The organism is Natrinema halophilum (genome assembly GCF_013402815.2).
Lineage (GTDB): Archaea > Halobacteriota > Halobacteria > Halobacteriales > Natrialbaceae > Natrinema > Natrinema halophilum.
Genome location: NZ_CP058601.1, coordinates 2,878,354 through 2,896,251 on the forward strand (window position 1 = coordinate 2,878,354; position 17,898 = coordinate 2,896,251).

14 protein-coding genes are annotated in these 17,898 nt (G+C 62.2%); 7 read left to right on the top strand and 7 right to left on the bottom strand.

The window, feature by feature from the left end; genetic code table 11:
• Positions 1 to 2: 2 nt before the first annotated feature.
• Entirely contained in the window at positions 3 to 1,151 is a 1,149-nt protein-coding gene (locus HYG82_RS34635) for an ABC transporter ATP-binding protein (RefSeq protein WP_179261769.1), read from the top strand.
• Between the two features lie 87 nt (positions 1,152 to 1,238).
• Positions 1,239 to 2,303: an A24 family peptidase gene (locus HYG82_RS34640; protein ID WP_425495351.1), complete on the top strand. Its 1,065-nt coding sequence runs from the start codon at positions 1,239 to 1,241 to the stop codon at positions 2,301 to 2,303.
• A gap of 84 nt (positions 2,304 to 2,387) precedes the next feature.
• Here the strand turns inward: HYG82_RS34640 and HYG82_RS34645 are convergent, their stop codons facing one another.
• From HYG82_RS34645 to HYG82_RS34670, 6 genes are all read right to left on the bottom strand, one after another.
• Positions 2,388 to 2,804, bottom strand: coding sequence for a hypothetical protein (locus HYG82_RS34645; protein ID WP_179261771.1), 417 nt, complete (start codon positions 2,802 to 2,804; stop codon positions 2,388 to 2,390).
• Positions 2,805 to 2,958: 154 nt separating this feature from the next.
• Positions 2,959 to 3,186 (bottom strand): hypothetical protein, encoded by a 228-nt coding sequence (locus tag HYG82_RS34650; RefSeq protein ID WP_179261773.1) that lies wholly within the window; start codon positions 3,184 to 3,186, stop codon positions 2,959 to 2,961.
• 83 nt (positions 3,187 to 3,269) lie between these two features.
• Positions 3,270 to 3,689, bottom strand: coding sequence for an HIT family protein (locus tag HYG82_RS34655; RefSeq protein WP_179261774.1), 420 nt, complete (start codon positions 3,687 to 3,689; stop codon positions 3,270 to 3,272).
• Between the two features lie 170 nt (positions 3,690 to 3,859).
• Positions 3,860 to 4,234 carry an SRPBCC family protein gene (locus tag HYG82_RS34660; RefSeq protein WP_179261776.1) on the bottom strand — a complete coding sequence of 125 codons (375 nt, stop codon included), beginning with the start codon at positions 4,232 to 4,234 and terminating at the stop codon, positions 3,860 to 3,862.
• Positions 4,235 to 4,424: 190 nt separating this feature from the next.
• Positions 4,425 to 4,751 carry a DUF4870 domain-containing protein gene (locus HYG82_RS34665; protein WP_179261778.1) on the bottom strand — a complete coding sequence of 109 codons (327 nt, stop codon included), beginning with the start codon at positions 4,749 to 4,751 and terminating at the stop codon, positions 4,425 to 4,427.
• 559 nt (positions 4,752 to 5,310) lie between these two features.
• Positions 5,311 to 6,033, bottom strand: a complete 723-nt coding sequence (locus tag HYG82_RS34670) for a uracil-DNA glycosylase (RefSeq protein WP_179261780.1) — start codon at positions 6,031 to 6,033, stop codon at positions 5,311 to 5,313.
• A gap of 118 nt (positions 6,034 to 6,151) precedes the next feature.
• Here HYG82_RS34670 and HYG82_RS34675 point away from each other — a divergent pair, with 118 nt between their 5' ends.
• The 4 genes from HYG82_RS34675 to HYG82_RS34690 all read left to right on the top strand — a co-directional run bounded on the left by HYG82_RS34675 (position 6,152) and on the right by HYG82_RS34690 (position 10,885).
• Complete coding sequence (locus tag HYG82_RS34675) at positions 6,152 to 6,382, top strand: DUF8151 family protein (RefSeq protein ID WP_179261782.1); 231 nt, start codon at positions 6,152 to 6,154, stop codon at positions 6,380 to 6,382.
• A gap of 96 nt (positions 6,383 to 6,478) precedes the next feature.
• Positions 6,479 to 9,685 carry an isoleucine--tRNA ligase gene (ileS, locus tag HYG82_RS34680; RefSeq protein ID WP_179261784.1) on the top strand — a complete coding sequence of 1,069 codons (3,207 nt, stop codon included), beginning with the start codon at positions 6,479 to 6,481 and terminating at the stop codon, positions 9,683 to 9,685.
• A 305-nt stretch (positions 9,686 to 9,990) separates the two neighbouring features.
• Entirely contained in the window at positions 9,991 to 10,626 is a 636-nt protein-coding gene (locus HYG82_RS34685; protein ID WP_179261786.1) for a hypothetical protein, read from the top strand.
• 49 nt (positions 10,627 to 10,675) lie between these two features.
• Positions 10,676 to 10,885, top strand: coding sequence for a hypothetical protein (locus HYG82_RS34690; protein WP_179261788.1), 210 nt, complete (start codon positions 10,676 to 10,678; stop codon positions 10,883 to 10,885).
• 474 nt (positions 10,886 to 11,359) lie between these two features.
• Here the strand turns inward: HYG82_RS34690 and HYG82_RS34695 are convergent, their stop codons facing one another.
• Positions 11,360 to 15,403 (bottom strand): glucodextranase DOMON-like domain-containing protein, encoded by a 4,044-nt coding sequence (locus HYG82_RS34695; protein WP_179261790.1) that lies wholly within the window; start codon positions 15,401 to 15,403, stop codon positions 11,360 to 11,362.
• Positions 15,404 to 15,683: 280 nt separating this feature from the next.
• Between HYG82_RS34695 and HYG82_RS34700 the strand changes: the two genes are divergently transcribed.
• The gene (locus tag HYG82_RS34700) at positions 15,684 to 17,810 is read left to right on the top strand and encodes a hypothetical protein (RefSeq protein ID WP_179261791.1); all 2,127 of its coding nucleotides are present in this window, start codon (positions 15,684 to 15,686) and stop codon (positions 17,808 to 17,810) included.
• Positions 17,811 to 17,898 lie beyond the last annotated feature (88 nt).

Here is a 17,898-nt window from a genome sequence, read left to right on the forward strand (position 1 = left end):
AGATGACAGGAGTAACGATCGACAGCGTAACGAAGACGTTTCAGGACAGCAACGGCGAAATTGTCGCAGTTGACGACGTAACGATTGATATCGAGGACGGAGAATTCCTCGTCCTCGTCGGTCCGTCGGGGTGTGGAAAATCGACGACTCTGCGGATGGTCGCCGGACTCGAGACGGTAACGGACGGGTCGATCAAACTCGACGGTCAATCGATCGAGCACCGACAGCCGAAGGACAGAAACGTCGCGATGGTGTTCCAGTCCTACGCGCTGTACCCGCATATGACCGTACGAGAGAACATGCGCTTCGGACTCGAGGAATCGACGGACCTCTCCGACGAGGAGATGGACAGTCGCGTCGAAGAGAGTGCGGAGATGATGGGAATCGGAGACTTGCTCGACCGAAAGCCGAGCGATCTCTCCGGCGGTCAACAACAGCGCGTCGCGCTCGGACGGGCGATCGTCCGCGACCCCGAGGTCTTTCTGATGGACGAACCGCTGTCGAATCTGGACGCCAAACTACGCTCGCAGATGCGGACCGAACTCCAGCGAATCCAACAGGAACTCGGCGTGACGACTATCTACGTCACTCACGATCAGACCGAAGCGATGACGATGTCGGATCGAATCGCCGTCCTCAACGAGGGGCGGTTGATGCAGGTCGGAACCCCGCTGGAGTGTTATCATCGACCGGCGAACCGCTTCGTCGCCGATTTCATTGGCGAACCCTCGATGAATTTCCTCGACGTGGAACGACGGGGCGATGACGCGCTCGTGACGTCGGACGATGGATTCACGTATCCCCTCTCATCGGCCGTTGCAGGTGATCTTGGGGATGCAACAGATCTCGTTCTCGGGGTCCGACCCGAAGACCTTGTGGTCGGAGGCGGACAGACGGCCGATAAACACACGCTGTCGGCGACCATCGACGTCGTCGAGCCGATGGGCGACGACAACGTCGTCTACTTGCAACTCGCAGCGGCGGACGTCTCGCTCGTCGCGACCGTCGACGGGATGCGTCGACTCGAGAGCGGCGAATCGGTGACGGTCGGCCTTCCCGAGGACGCGATTCACGTCTTCGATCGGACGTCCGGTGACGCACTGCACAACCGCCGCCTCGAGACGGTCGAAGTAGATCAGCCGATCCAGTGAGGTGGCACCTCCCTGAAACGGACAGCGCTGGCGGTTCGTCTCGGCTGTGTCGAGCGAGCCGAAAACGTAACGCATCTCCGCTCGAGAATGACGGCCGTGACAGTCCCCGGCATCTCAGCGACGGGTCCCGATCTGCTTCGACTCGTCGCCGTCCCCGTCTTCGCCTGGACAGCCTACCGCGACATCGAGACGCGCCGCGTCTCGAGTACCGTTTGGGTCCCCCTCTCGCTTCTCGGAACTGCAGTGCTCGTCTGGGATGGCTGGCTGGCCTGGTCTACCGGGGGGAACGTCTGGACCACCGAGTTTCTCGTCCCGACTGCGATCAGCCTCGGGCTGGTCGTCCCGATCGCGTACTTGTTCTGGTGGTTTGGCGGCTTCGGCGGCGCAGACGCGAAAGCGCTACTCGTGCTTGCCGTTCTTTTCCCGACGTTCCCGGCGTACGGTCTCGGACCGTTGTCGTTCCCCCTCGAGACGCCGCCGATCGGGGCGTTTTCGTTTACCATCCTGACCAACGCCGTTCTCGTCGGCATCGCGCTCCCCCTCGTTCTCGCTGTTCGAAACGCAATCGCAGGCCGGATCGCTCCGGTCATGTTCATCGGCTGGCCCGTCTCCTGGGAGCGGATTCCGGAAACCCACGGCCGGTTGCTCGAGACACCCGCGGGGCTCACTCGAGGCGGACTCGACCTCGACGCCCTGCGGATGTATCTTCGGTGGCGAGGACTTTCGCTTTCTGACCTGCGCGATCGACCCGATCGATACCGCGATCCGACGACGCTCCCCGCCGAGCCAAACCCGCCGTCCGACGGCGCAGTGACTGCGAAGACGCAGGCTCGCAGCGACGGCGGAGCGCTCGAGTCGACTTCCGAAACCGGCGATTCCGATGTGGACCCGGCGACAGTCGAGGGCGGCGACTCCGAAGTGCGCCCCGCGACAGCTGAATTCGACGATCCGTGGGGTGCAGAAGTCTTTCTGAACGATATCGAGGGCACGGCCTACGGGACGACACCCGAAACCTTGCGCGATGGGCTGGACGTACTCGCGACCGAAGAGACCGTCTGGGTCTCACCGGGGACGCCGTTTCTCGTGCCGGTATTTGCCGGACTGATACTCGCCCTGATCTACGGTGACGTGCTGGTTGGAGCGATCTTCTGAGGGGTGTATAGCAACTCGTATTTACGCGGGTGCTCGCTGGCAGAGATGCGCTGCTAGCTCAACTCGTGGTCCGTCTCGTGCCCGTCACCTGTTGACCAGCACGCTCAGTACGAGCGAGATTGCGAGTGCGACGCCGACCGCGACGCCTAGCCCCATGGTGAGATTCGGTTCGGTCTCGACGAACCCGATGGAGAGCATCGCAATGGCGCCGAGTTCGAGTCCGAGGCCGAAAACACCCATCTGTGTATTGGAACCCGGTCCACGGACGTTTTCTCCAACTGTGCGATCATCTCTCGCATTCTGGTCAGCTGACCGACCGATAATCCACGGTAAAAACAGGAACGTGCCGGTACCTGCAAAGAGGCCCATGATCACCCCGTAAGCACTGGAATCCAGCACGAGTACACCGATAGCGATAAAAACGATCGTATTCATCATCGCTGAACCGCCACCGATCATCCTGAGAGTGCGACCGTCGATCCCTTCGCTTTCAGTGGACATGTCGGATAATTCCGACCCGATCTGGAAAATATTTATGATCTTACTGCTATCACCCGGACTCGACTATCGGGGGACGTCAAAATCGAGGGGGACGAGAACGTTCGTTCTGTCGGGACGAACGGTCCGCAGTATCGATTGCGGCAATACGAATCGCTTACAGCATCCGCTCGTACAGCGGCACCAGCACCGTCCAGACGAGCACGAACGCGACGCCGGCGCCGATCAGGACGAGCCACGCGTCGCCTCTCCCGGTCGGAAGACCACTCGAGAGGAGGACGAACGTCCCCGCGAACAGCAGGCAACAGACGAGGACGCTGCCGAGTTCGAGGGTCGTGGCGACGGGGTGAGTTCGAAACTGTGCGGCGATCCCGACGATGACCATACGGAGAAACTCGCGCGCGGGCCCAAAAACACACCGGCACCCGGGGGTGTGCCGGGCCGACACTACCCGCGCTCGACCGCCGATCAGGCTCGAGACTCGATGTCGGCGGCGATGTCGTCGAGTTCGTCGTCTGCGAGGTCGGGTCGGTCGCCCGCGACGGCATGGATTGGCCCGCCGCCGTCGCCCTCGAAGCGGGGGACGATGTGACAGTGGACGTGGGGGACCTCCTGACCGGCGGTTTCACCGTTGTTGAACGCGACCGTCGTCGCGTCGGCGTCGACGCTGTCCTCCACGGCCGGGACCAGCCGGTGGATGGTTTCGTAGAGATCCGACGCAACGTCGTCGGGGACGTCGTTCAACCGTTCATATTCGTCTTTCGGGATCACCAGCGTGTGGCCCGGGGCCAGCGGATTGGCGTCGAGGAAGGCCATCGTCGTCTCGTCTTCGTATACGATGCGCGCTGGAATCTCTCCCTCCACGATCTGGGTAAAGATCGTACTCATACGCGAGTGTGTGTCGGCTCGTCGTAAGAAACTTACTCGCCTCGTCGCAGTCGGCGAACGACACGGCAGACTGCCGTCACCCTTCGCGAGTCGTCCACTCGCGCCTTACTGGATCGATCTGGGGCAACCCGCCGTCGACGGTGGTCGTCGGCAAACAGGGTTCGGGTGTGTCAGTCCTCGAGCAGGACTCGAGTCCGACGGTGACGATAACAGAGCATGGCCGTGAGCGACGGCGTTGCAAGGGGCAGGTCGCCAGCGACCGGGAGCCGATACTTCACCCGATCGTGGACCACGGTTTGCCCACCCAGATCCGCGAACCGATGCGTGTGCCGCCACTGTTCGAACGGGCCGCTGTCGCCGACCTGTCCGTCGACGAACCGGGCGTGCTCCTCGTCTGTTTCGTACTCGGTGATCCGGACTACCCATTCGCCACCCGACATCGGCTCGAACAGCGGGCCCCGGAGGTGGACCTCCGTCCCACCCTCGTAGCCGGTTGGATCCCGGCGCCCGTCCGGACCGATCACGCAGGGGATACGCAGCCCCATCCAGTCTGGCGTCAGGATCTTCAGTTCGACCTTGCCGGTCCGGTATCGGTCGCTGTCGTTGCAGAACCGGTCAACTGGCTCACCGGTCGGCTCGAGGTGTTGTCCTGGCAGAAAGCGAACTGGGGGGATCGAGATCCCCGCTCGACGGAAAAAGAGACGCGTTTCGGCCTCTGACGGACAGCGGCCTGAATTAAATGATGCTCGGCGTGAACGGGTACGAGTAGATTTCGCCGTTGTTGGCTTTGACGGTCGCGATGGCGACCAGAATGAGATCTATCAGTGCGACTATCGGGAGCAGAACGAGGCCGATCAGAACCACCATTAGAACAACGGAGATGATGATCGCGATAGTCATAATGATCTGAAAATTCAGTGCGTTCTTTGCGTTCTCCTTGACTAGCGTGTCATTGTCGTCTGCGAGCACGAGGATGATCAATGGTCCGATGAACGCTGCGACGAGCGCTGATAAGTGTGCCAGTGCTGCCATCGTCGTATCGCCGTCCGCATGATTCGACATGGAGTGAACATTCAACCCAACATACATAATAACTAGTATATATAATCTCTACACAACAGTTCTGAAAAATGTCAAATCTGGCCGCACATTTCATTTTCTCAGTAGTTCACAATCGGGGCAATGCGAACCGATACGATTACGGCCCGGGAACGCCAGAACCGGCGTATCGGATCCATTCGCCACGATATGTGCGCGAGTGTTCAACGACGCACCTGTCCTGGTGATCTTGGTCTTCGTTCGCAATCCGCATTCTATCTCTGCCGATTTTCACCACCATGTATGGTGTACGATCTATTGTACGTAGTGAGAATGAAAACCACTCTGATATCACGGATATCGAATCGAAGTCGCCGTCCTTCGAGCCACTCACAGCAGACGGACCCGAGGCCGCGTCCGCGAGTCCCGGTCGTTTCACGTGCGGCCGAGACGGAAGCCCCGTTCTCACGTTCAACTGCCGGGCGTCGACGAAAGCGGGCTCGAGTGGCGTTCTAGATCCGAATTGCAGTGCCGAATCGTCTCACATCGTCGGATTCGATCCTGCAGTCGACGATGGGAGATTCTAGCCTCGGTCATCGGTGGCCTCGGAGAGTTCGTCGAGCGTTTCTCGGATCGCCTCGAGGTATTCCTCGGGCTCGTACCCCAGTCGGCCGAGCCAGACGTCCTGATACGATGGGTGCAAGATCGGGACGAGGTGGACCCCAAGGCGCTCACAGTATCTCTGCTCGAGCACGCCATCGACGAACCCTTCGAGTTCTCGATCCCCCTCTTCGGCCGCCAGGACGGTCGTCGTCGCGTGCTTGCCCGTCGCGAGCACGACCGTCGGATCGACGGCCTCGAGTTCGGTCAGGAGATGGTGCCGGCAGTTCGCCCGCTCTTCGGGCGTCGGCTCGCGGTTCGTGGTGGGATCCTCGGAATCTGCTGGGAAGCACTTCACCGCGTTCGTATAGTATGCGTCGTCGCTGTAGCCGATTCGCTCGAGCATGCGCCGGATTCGCCGACCGGAGTGACGTGAGGTGTAGGCTTTGCCGGTCCAGTTGCCGCCCCGCCATCGGTCGGCGTCGGGATTCCCGTAGCCGGGTGCCTCGCCGACGACCACGATTTCTGCGTCGAGGCTGCCGGTGCCCCACGAAATGCGCTCGCGTGATTCGGTCAGCGCCGGACAGCGCGCGCAGTCGGCCTCGAGGACGGTGCGGTCGGTCGGATAGGCCGGCTTGTCAGTGCCGGCGGAGTCGGCGGTGTCTGGACCGCGATCGGTGGTCGAGTCTGGGTCGGAGGCGGGCACACTCGAGCATCCGTACGCGATTGATTTGTGTCGGTCGGTTCGGCGCGGTCGCAATCGTGCGGTCGCGTTGCACGCGAGGGGACAGGTTTACCTTCGGTGGGTGGGTAAAGGACTGCTAATGACATCCATCGGTCCGGAGCTACTCGCTGACTCACTCTTGCAGGTCGTCTACGCCATCGTCGCCGGTGTGTTGACAGTTGGCGGCGTCCTCGTCGAACAGGCGAGCCTCCAGCACCTCGGAGCCGGCGAGGCGATGATCGCAGTGTGGCTTGGCGCACTCGGCGTCGTCATGCTCTATGCCGGCGCGTACAGTCTGGGGTATCAGAAGGTCCTTACAGAGTACGTCTAACCGGCAGCGACGACGCTTTGGCTGCTCGAGTCGGCGGCGTCACGAGCGATCCGCAATATCGATTCCTCTTTACTGCCGGAGGCGATTAGGTCGGGTATGAGCAGGTTCGGCGAGGTCGACGACCAGTACGACCCACACGATCTGGAGCAGCGGGTCTTCGAGTACTGGGACGACGTCGACGCCTACGAGCAGACGGTCGAGCACCGATCCGACGGTGAATTCTATTTCTTCGTCGACGGCCCGCCGTATACGTCGGGGTCGGCGCACATGGGGACCACCTGGAACAAGTCGTTGAAGGACGTCTACATCCGCTTCCTGCGGATGCAGGGGTACGACGTGACCGATCGGCCCGGATACGACATGCACGGGCTTCCCATCGAGACTCGCGTCGAGGAGCGACTCGGCTTCGAAAATAAGAAAGACATCGAGGAGTACGGCGAGGAGAACTTCATCGAGGCCTGTAAAGAGTACGCGGAGGAGCAACTCGAGGGATTGCAGTCGGACTTCCAGGACTTCGGCGTCTGGATGGACTGGGAGAACCCCTACCGGACGGTCAGCCCCGAGTACATGGAAGCGGCCTGGTGGGGCTTTTCGAAGGCCGCCGAGCGCGGCCTGGTCGAGAAGGGTCACCGCTCCATTTCGCAGTGCCCCCGCTGTGAAACCGCCATCGCGAACAACGAGGTCGAGTACGAGGACGTCGAAGACCCCTCGGTCTACGTAAAATTCGACCTCACGGATCGCGAGGGCTCGCTCGTCATCTGGACGACGACCCCGTGGACGATCCCGGCGAACACCTTCGTCGCGGTCGACGAGGAGGGTGAGTACGTCGGCGTTCGCGCCCGAAAAGACGGCGAGGAGGAGGTCCTGTACGTCGCCGAAGCCAAACACGAGGAGGTCCTGAAGAAAGGACGCTACGAGGACTACGAGATTGTCGAAGAACTGACTGGCGAGGACCTGACCGGCTGGTCCTACGACCACCCCCTGGCCGAGGAAGTACCCGATCATCCGGACCACGAGGGCGCGTGCGAGGTCTACGCGGCTGACTACGTCGACACCCACGGCGACGGGACCGGGCTCGTCCACTCCGCACCCGGCCACGGTGAGGAGGACTTCGAGCGCGGCCGCGAACTCGGGTTCCCGATCTTCTGTCCGGTCGGTGGGGACGGCGTCTATACCGACGAAGCGGGAACGTACGCGGGTCAGTTCGTCAAGAACGCCGACGACGAGATCACGGCCGATCTGGAGGAAAACGGCGCGCTGCTCGCATCCGGTACTGTCGAACACAGTTACGGTCACTGCTGGCGCTGTGATACGGGAATTCTGCAGATCGTCACCGACCAGTGGTTTATCACGATTACGGACATTAAAGACGACCTCCTCGCGAACATCGAGGACAGCGAGTGGCATCCCGATTGGGCCCGCGACAGCCGGTTTCGCGATTTCGTCGAGGAGGCGCCCGACTGGAACGTCTCCCGGCAGCGCTACTGGGGGATCCCGCTCCCGATCTGGACCCCTGAGGATCGAGATGACGATGCGGATATGATCGTCATCTCGACGCGCGAGGAACTCGCCGAGTGCGTCGACCAAGCTATCGACCCTGAGGACGTCGACCTCCACAAGGACACGGTCGACGATCTGACGATCACCGACGGAGACACCACCTACACGCGCGTTCCGGACGTCTTCGACGTCTGGCTCGACTCCTCCGTGGCGTCGTGGGGCACCCTCGACTACCCCGCCGATGACAGCACGTTCGACGACCGCTGGCCCGCCGATCTCATCCTCGAGGCCCACGACCAGACCCGCGGCTGGTTCTGGTCCCAACTTGGCATGGGAACCGCTGCGATCGGGGAGATCCCGTACGAAGAGGTGCTGATGCACGGCCACGCGCTGATGCCCGACGGGCGGGCGATGTCGAAGTCAAAAGACATCCTGATCGACCCCCACGAGGCGATCGACCGCCACGGCCGGGACGTCATGCGCATGTTCTTGCTGTCGAACAACCCACAGGGCGACGACATGCGGTTTTCCTGGGACGGCATGCAGACGATGGAAAACCACCTCCGCACGCTGTGGAACGTCTTCCGGTTCCCGCTGCCGTACATGCGACTGGACGACTTCGACCCGCAGGAGACGCGTCTGGAAGACGTCGACGACGATCTCGAACTGATCGACGAGTGGGTGCTGGCTCGGCTCCAGTCCACCAAAGCCGAGATGACCGAGCACTTCCAGGACTTCCGGCAGGACCGGGCGATCGATGCGCTAGTCGAGTTCATCGTCGAAGACGTCTCGCGGTTCTACGTCAAGGCCGTCCGCGAGCGCATGTGGGAAGAAGAGGACAGCGCCTCGAAGAGGGCAGCCTACGCGACGATCTACCACGTTCTCCGGGAGAGCGTCGCCCTCCTCGCCCCATATGCGCCCTTCATCAGCGAGAAGATCTACGGGACGCTGACCGGTGAGGCCGAGTACGACACGGTACACATGTGCGACTGGCCCGACGTCGAGGAGTACTGGGTCGACGAACAGCTCGAGGAGGACGTCGCTCTCCTCCGTGCGATCGAGGAAGCGGGCGCGAACGCTCGCCAGCAGGCGGGACGCAAACTGCGCTGGCCAGTGGCTCGAGTGGTCGTCGCGGCGGACGACGAGCGGGTCGTCGAGGCCGTCGAGCGCCACACTGGACTCCTCGAGGATCGGCTCAACGCCCGCGCGATCGAACTCGTCGCTCCCGACGACCGCTGGGGCGAACTCGAGTACAGCGCTGAGGCGGACATGAGCGAACTCGGTCCGACCTTCGGCGACCGAGCCGGGCAGGTGATGAACGCATTCAACGAGGCTCGCATCGACGAGCCGACCCTCGTGGAACTCGAGACCGCCGTCGACGACGTACTCGAGGACGACGAATCCATCACCGAGGAGATGGTGTCGTTCGTCACCCAGACGCCTGACGGCGTCGCGGGTACTGCCTTCGGTATCGCCGGTGACGACCGGGGCGTCGCCTACGTCGACGCGTCGCTGACCGACGACATCGAGAGCGAGGGCTACGCGCGCGAGGTCATCCGTCGCGTCCAGGAGATGCGCAAGGACCTCGACCTCGAGGTCGAAGAGCGAATCGCACTCGAACTCGAGATCGACGACGACCGGGTCGCCGATCTGGTCGCCGAGCGCGAGGCCCTGATCAGCGAGGAAGTCCGCGCCGACGAACGCCGCGCGGTCGAAGACGGCCACCGCAAGGAGTGGGACGTCGATGGAGTGACGATGGAAATCGCGATCGACCCGCTGGCAACTGCGGAAGCGTCGGATTAATCGCGCTCGAGTCGCTGGGGGCCGCGGAAGCGTCGGAGTTGTTGCCCTTCTGGGAGTGAGGCTAGAACTCCTCTCGAGTGAAACGGGGTACTAACCAGCGAAAGCGGAGTTCTCGTTGGACGGATTTTGTAATCGGTCACGAAAATCGCGGCCGACCTGATCAAAAACTAGCAGCCACCGAAATCGGCGTCAGGATGAGGTACTCGTCCTCGATTTGCGTCTGCTGAATGAAACAAGCGATGCGTTTACTACTCCAGCAAACACAGTAAAAATTTATATACCAGAACAAATTATTTGTGTATGAAATGGTTAGAAATAACCATTCGAAGACCCGACGAAACGTGATCCGATCAGTAGCAGGCATTGGAGGTCTCTCTGTCGTTCCATTGGCTGCCTCACGCGCTCGCGCAGCAGAGTCACAGGAAGAGACGAGATACTACGAGATTGCCGATGATGGTGATCTCGTCTACGTCGGCCCTAATCAGGGACGAAACAACTATCTAGCGAGTGCTGTCGACGGTTTCAACGAAGCCAAAGACAGCGGTGAAATCCGGTTCGAGGAACGGGACGACCGAGTGAACATTATTCCAGTGGATTCGTCCGACTCTGTCTCTATTCTTGGTTGTAAGGGGAAAGACGACTACGAGACCAAACTCCACTGGCAAGGGCTACGTCACATCTTCTGGTTCGATGACTGCACCTCCACCGAACTCCGGAATAAGCTGGCGGGTGGAGCGATCCTGTCCGAAGTCGTTGCTGTCGTCGCAAACGCCGCCCCCGGTGTCGGACAGGGGGCCGCTGCGGTTGCGGCCGTCGCAGGCATCCTCATGGGTGGCGGAGCGGGCCTCATTACGGCGAACAACGAGGGAAGTGGGATAAAACTCTGGTTCCACGGCCCGAACATCGCCGACATCGACGTCTACGAGATTCGCCCACAGTAGCAGTTCACCACCGAAAAACACACTAGTTTAATACCCTTAGATACTACCGATGACTTCCGAACTTATTTCCAAAGAGAAATCGATCAAAATCACGATTTTTTCCTCAGTCATGGTTCTGTTCTTTCTCTTCTTTCCCTATCTGTCCGGTAGCAAGAGCGTGAACCTGGCCAATCCGTACTACGCCACCGCGCTCATCGTGCTTCCGCTTGTTATTCTGATTAGCCTTGGCATGCTGATCCGGGTCAAGAGACGCAATTAAGTGATGAGCCACAGTGACCGGAGATGACCGGTTCACGCAACGTTCTTGATCGCTTTGTTACGATGAGATCAGAATAGATGGGACTCACGAAATGTCTCCTTTCGTCCTTATCTGATAGTACGGCCGCCATAAAAGTCTTGAGCACTGTCTCACTAGCAACGGATATGATACCCCTGTTTTGAGTCCTCGTTTCTCTCGTCTTACTCGTCGGAAACCTGTCGACTGGTATCGGTGCCCTTGAGCCGTGCGAACGAGCGAAACGTCCATGAGCAGAGAGTAGTCGCGAGCCTCGTGAGGAAGAATGAAGTGAGTCCGTCAAAGAGAGCGGCGACCAGCAGAAGCCCTCGAGAAGAAATGCCGGTCAGTAGGAGATGTGACCCGTGAGCGTCCTGAATGGAAAGCGGCGGATACAGCGAGACGGCGACCTCGACCTGCGGAGTCGTCGATTTCCGCCGAGTTTGGGTCGCTTACTCGTTAGCAGTGATCATGGTCGCAGTCACGGCCATGGCCACGACCACGACCGCGGTTACGATTCCATCCGTATCCGCGGGAATCGCGGGCGAGTTCGCGGAACACCGTCTTGTCGACGGTTTTGCCGCCGGTGCCGGGAACGGGGTCGCCGCTCTTTCGGTACTCCCTGGCCTCGTGGATGTGGCCGGGCGACGGTGGCTCGTCGCGGCCGACGATGGCTTCGCGGACGGTCGCGACGACCGGCCGGAACGGGATCTCGGCTCGAGCATCGCCGCTGTAGGCGAGCGCCTCCGAGCGGGAAATGCCGGTCGGCGTCGCCATATCGATGACCGCTGGCGCGGTGTCGTTTTCGGCTCCGCCGAAGTTCCACGTCGTCGGGTCGCCCGTGGTAACGCCGCGGACTCCGCCGGTGGCGAACCCGTCGTAGCCGAGCATCAGGGGGGCGACATCCATTTCGGTCAGCTCACCGTCGATTGCATCCGTCGCGAAGCGCATGACGATCGCATTCTCCTCGGGCAGCGTATCGACGTGAAGTTGTCCGACGTCGTTTCCGGCCGCGTCCTCGAGCGCCGTCCACTCCATCGTGGCGGCAAGCCAGTAGTGGTAGTCGTTCTCGAAGGATGCGTTGACGCCGGGGCGGGCGTCGCTGGTTCCGTCGCTTCCGTCGGGATTTCGAACGTACACCTGCGGGAACTGGACCGAGAATCCGGGGTCGCCGCCCCACGGGTTCGTGATCGGCTCCGCCATCCGATAGACGAACGTGTAGAAGTCCGCACTCTCGTAGAGTTCGACGGCTTCGACGTCGAGCGACCCCGCGGGAATCTGGTCTGTCGTCGGGTACGCGTACGTTCCGGGGCCATCGTCGGTCCCGGTCCCGATCTCGACCCGGACGGCGCGCTCGCCGGGGACGATGACGTTTCGCTTCCCCTCTGCCGCGGTGACGAACGGAACCGTTGCACGCCCGTCCGTATCGTAGGCGAGTGCGGACGCGTTGTCCGCGTCCGGAGGTGTGAGAGCATCGAGCACGTTGTGGCGGGTGCCGTCTGCCGCCGCGCCGTACTCCGAGTCTGCGAACGTCCACTCGCCACCGCTCGCGGTGACGGGACGGATGCCGCCTGCCCGCTGCCCGTCGAAGCCGAGCAGCAGCGGCGCGAACTCGAGGTCCTCGAACGCCGATTCGAACGCGGTCGAGGGGACCTCGAAGATGATCTCGTTTCGGCTCGCGTCCGTCGTGACGTCGATCCCCGTCCCGTCGCCGCCGTCGGCGGGGTCGATCCACGCACCCCACTGGCCGGTACCCATGATTTCGTGGTGATACGGCTTATCGAAGGTGACGCCGACGCCATCGCGGTTCGGGTCCGTCCGGCCCTGACCGTCGGGTGCGTCAGGGTCGTGGACGTATATCTGAGGGAACTGGACGGAAAATCCGAACTCGAGGTCCCAGACGTTCTCGAGGTGGCCGACCTCGAGGGCGAATTCGTAGCCGTCGCCGGTGTCGCGGACCTCGAGTCGCTCGATGTCGAATGCGCCGTCGGCGAACGCGTCGGCCGTCGGGTACTCGTACCAGCCGGGGCCATGATCGTCGCCGGTTTCGTCGGACCACTGGGCGATCGTCTCGGAGATCGGTTCGAAATCCGGCGTCTCGAGGATCGCGACGGTGTCGACCGCGACGGTCATCGTTCCGTCGTCCGTTCCGACGTCGATATCGCTGTCGCTTACCAGATCGCGACCGCTGACGGCACTTCGGAGGTCGATCTCGATCGGTTCGGGTTCGTAGTTGATCACGACGAGGACCCGTTCCGGGCCGTCGATGGAATCGAGATCGCTCGCGTCGCGCCCGAACGCGAGGACGTGATCTCCGCCGGGATCGTACCAGTCGTCACGTACCGCGGCCTCGGTGTGCAAGACCTCGTACTCGTGGTAGACGTCGATCAGGTCGCTGTAGAACTGGAGGTGACTGTCGTCGAATTCGTCTCCCCAGTTCATGAACGCGCGGCGCTTGTCACCGGGCGAGATGTCGCCGTCGCGCGGATCGTCCTCGCCGCGGTGGCGACCCTCGCCGTACTTGCTGATCTCGCGCTCCTGGCCGTAGTAAATTGCCGGGACGCCGGGAAGCGTGACGCCGGCCGCCCAGCACGCCCGCTGGAGCTTGGAGGCGTACGCGTCGTCGTCGTACGCGTCGAGTGCCGCGTCGAGGACGCGTTTCTCGTCGTGATTCTCGATAGCGTTGTAGAACAGCGTGTGATCCGGGAACCCCTCGTTCTTCCGCGTCTCGATCGCCTCGCGGAACCCGCTGGCGTCGCCGTTGTTCTGGCCGATGTGCAAGGCGGTGTCGGTAAACGCTGCCTTGTCGTAGTGCATGTCGAACTCGTTTTCGGCGAAGGAGGGCTCTTTCGGGATCGTCTCGTCGAACAGTAGCACGTCTCCGTTGTTCGTCCGGGCGACGTCGCGGACTTCTTTCCAGAAGCTGTGGGGTACTCCCCACGCGATGTCACACCGGAGCCCGTCCACGCCGATCTCCCCCGTCCAGAAGTCCGCCATCGCGAGCAAGTGCTCCCGGACGGCGAGGTTGTCGTAGTTCCAGTTCGGCATCACCGGCAGGCCGAAGAAGCCGGTCGCTCGCGGCGACGGCTCGAGGACCGTTCCGGCATCGAATTCCGGGTGGCCGTCCTCGGCGACGCGGGGTTCTTCGACCCGATCGAACCAGTCGAATGAAGACGAGTTTTCGTTCCACTGGGTGACTCGGGGAAAGTACCACCAGAGGTCATCGACGGCCCCGTCTTTCGCGGCGATCGTGTCCTGGAAGAAGTCGTGGAACCGACCGGCGTGGTTTATGACCGTGTCGAAGACGACTTTGATATCCCGTTCGTGACAGGCGTCGACGAAGTCCCGATAGGCTTCGATCGGATCTTTCCCGTCGGGTGCGAGGTCGGGCGCGACGTCGAAGTAGTCGGTCGCATCGTAGCCGTGTGGGCCGCCGCCGACGATGAACTCGTCGTCGTGCATCGTCGAACTGACCGAGGGAATGATGGGCGTAAGCCAGATCGCATCGACTCCGAGATCGTCGAGGTAGTCGACGCCCGCTGCGCCGAGGTCTTCGTCGCCGTCGATGAGCACGTCGAAGTCGGTGGCGTAGCGTTCGCCGGCCCACGACCGAGTGAAAATCTGGTAGATGACGGCGTCGTCGATCCACTCCGGGGGACGATTCGGGAGGTGAACCGATTCGTCGGTGGGATCGACTTCGACCGTATCGAGCATGCTGTGTGCGTTTCCGTCCCAGGCTGCGGCGTGGATTCGCGCCGTCTCACCGTCGAGAGCGGCCCGATCGACGAACGCACGGGTGCCCTCGACCTCGATGTCGGCCGTAGTCAGCGCGTCACGGTCGTCCGCGAGAAACTCGACGGAAAGGTCGGCAGCCGTCGCACTCGCCTCGGGTGCGAGTTGCGGGTTCGATTCGATGACGAATCGGTCCTCCTCACGCGCGTACCGGCCCTCGAGTTCGATTCGGGGCGGCGGACCGTCACCCTCGGGGAAGGCGTGGATCGTCAATCGGTGGGTCTCACCTGTTTCGTCCTCGAGCTCGAGCGTATACCGCCCGGGAACGTCGGCTTCGAATTCGGCGACGTTTTCGCGGCCTTCGTCGTAGCGGGCTTCGCCGAGCTCCTCGCTCGGTGAGGCGAATGTAACCTCGGCAGTGCTCCCGGCCGGTCGGTCCGCGACAGACCACTCGAAGTCGGCCTGGTCGTAATTATCGGGTGACAGAGACGGAATGGCCCCGGGTGCGAGATTGTCCCGACTGCCGTAGACGCCCTGATCGTGGCCGGTGGCCTCGCCGACGAAAACGGGGTTCGTGAGTCGGTCGCCGACTTCGACGAACCGCGGGTGTCCCGGATGTCGAGATCGATCGACAGTCGGCGTGTACTCCGCTTTCGAACGCCCCGTCGCTGCATCCACTCCCACTGCAGTAGCCGTCGCGGAGAGCGAACCGAGGCCAGCTAACCCGCTCAAAACCGTTCGGCGCGAGAGGTCACGGTGATAGCCGCTCATACCTCCTTCACCCGTCTCGCTACCGAGTTCGCGTCGTTCGGCCGTCCAACCCCACCGTAAGTCGTCCGTTTATGTGACACCGTCTGGCACATTACAAAGTGTGATTACCTATTTCATCACATATAAATTGCTATGATAGTTCCCGATGATATTTCGTCCCCGCACCCGGAGAATTCGCTCTATACCTTCGGACAGCCCGCCCGTGCGGGGGGAGAGGGCCGTCCGACGGACGGAAGACGATGCCACAAGAGTCTTGACAGTCACTTTCCAGTGTACGTCCGTGAACTCCCGCGTCGGCGTCGTTCTCGTCATCGTACTGCTCGCTGGATCGCTCTCCAGCAGCGTCGGTGCGATCGGAATCGGCCCGCCCGTCGATGCACCTGCTGATCAGTCGATCAGAGCGGAGGTGCAACCGACCGCCGGTACCGCCGTCCCTCGTTTGGGGACGGCGACGGCCGTGTCGGGCACCGACGCGACTGCAACCGACTCCGCGGCGGACATCCTCCACCAGACGATCGTCCTTCGACACCGACCTGACGATCCGGACGTATTCGAGACGGAGATGACGTTTCGCATCCCGGATTCGGTTACGGATCTCGAGATAACGCTCGGGCACGGTGCCACCGTCGAATCGAGGACCGGATTCGAGCGGTCCGGCGAGCGAACGCTCCGTTGGACCGGCGAAACCGATGAACCGGTGGTACGGTACACGATGCCAGCCGGCGGAGGGGACGGCGAGCAGCAATCGGTCGAATCGTCACGCGAGGGCTACGAGTTCGTCGATACCGGAGAGTGGGGTGTCGTCCGTGTTCCCGACGTTTCGATTTCGCAGAAAGTAACTGAGCCGGTCGGGGTCGAAGAGGCAGTATCCGTCGACGGCCCCGGCGCGACCGGCGGCGACATCGCCTTTTTCGGCGAGGTAACCGAGCACGAGCGCGCCGTCGACGGTGGGATGATCAGGCTGGTCGTCCCCGAGGTTGCGCAACTACAGGAGTCCCCAGACGCGATTCTTGCGGCCCTTGCCGACGCCCGCGGTCGCCTCGAGGTCGGCGCTCAAAGCGACGAGGTATTCGTTGTCGCGGTGCCAAGCGACGTCGACTGGGGTCCGAAGCGAGGGATCCAGTACGGGCGGTCGGACGCCTGGGTCGTCGACGATGCCACGTTCGACGAAGCGAACCCCGTCTGGCTCCACGAGTACGTACACGTTCGCCAACGCTTCTCCAGCGTGAAAACCGGCACCGCACCGGAAACGGACTGGCTCGTCGAGGCCCAGGCCGACTACTACGCTGGTCTTCTCGCCCTCGAAAGCGGCCGCTCCGACTTCGACGATTTCGCCACCTTACTCGAGCGAGGCGAGCAATCGCCGTATGCAGACGGCGTTCTCACCGACCGCTCGTCGTGGCAGGACCGTGAGACAGCCTACACCAAAGGGGCGCTCGTCTACGGCGAGATCGACCGCAAACTACGGGTCGCGACCGACGGCGATCGAACGCTCGAGGACGTCTTCCGGACGCTGAACGCCCAGCAAGGGCCGATAACCGAGGCCGATTTTCTCGAGGCGATCGAGGACGCCGGCGGAACGGACGTCCGGGCCGTCGCCGAACGGTACACGCAAACGGACGCGACTCCGGAGATGTGGAGCCGAAAACAGCACCGAGCTGCCTTCGAACAGCCGGTCGCGGCCTTCGACTACGAACTCGGTTCGGAGCCGCTAACGGTGGCCGGCCAGGACTGGAAGCGCTGGGGACCGTCGGAAACCGACGACACCGATGGGAACGTCCGTGACGTGATCGCAGTTCCGGTCGGCGAACCCGTGTCCGTTCCAGTCGCGGTCAGCAATGTCGGCGACCGCGACGGTACCTACGACGCGACCCTGTCCGTCGACGGCAGGGTGGCCGATCAGCAACGCGGGACGCTGGGGCCTGGCAAGCGGGCGTCCCACCGTCTCTCGTGGACGCCGACCAGACCCGGCGAATACGAGGTTCGCGTCGGTACCCAGCGACTGACCGCCGTCGTCCGCTCACCGTCGAGCGTGACCGTCACCGACCTGCAGGTTGCACCCGAGAGCACCAGCCCCGGTGACCCCGTCACGGCGACCGCGACGGTCGAAGCCGCGGGTGAGCGGCCGGCCGCGACCGTTCTCGAGTTCCGAACCGCCGAGGGTGTCGTCGCGACGCGGCCCCTAGCGCTCCGACCCGACGAGACGACGACGGTCGGTGCAGACCTTCAGTTCGACGAACGCGGTCGGTACGAGATCGCCGTGGCCGGTGAAACGACCATCGTCGACGTCGGTACCGGTCCAGGCGCGACACTCGAGGAAATGTCCGGCTTCGGCGTCCCGGCGGCGCTCGGCGCCGTCGTGGTTGTGGTCGCAGTAACGCTCACGGCTCGCTCTCATCGCAAGTAACGTCACAGCTTACTCTCATCGCAAGTAACGTCACAGCTTACTCTCATCGCAAGTAACGTCACAGCTTACTCTCATCGCAAGTAACGCT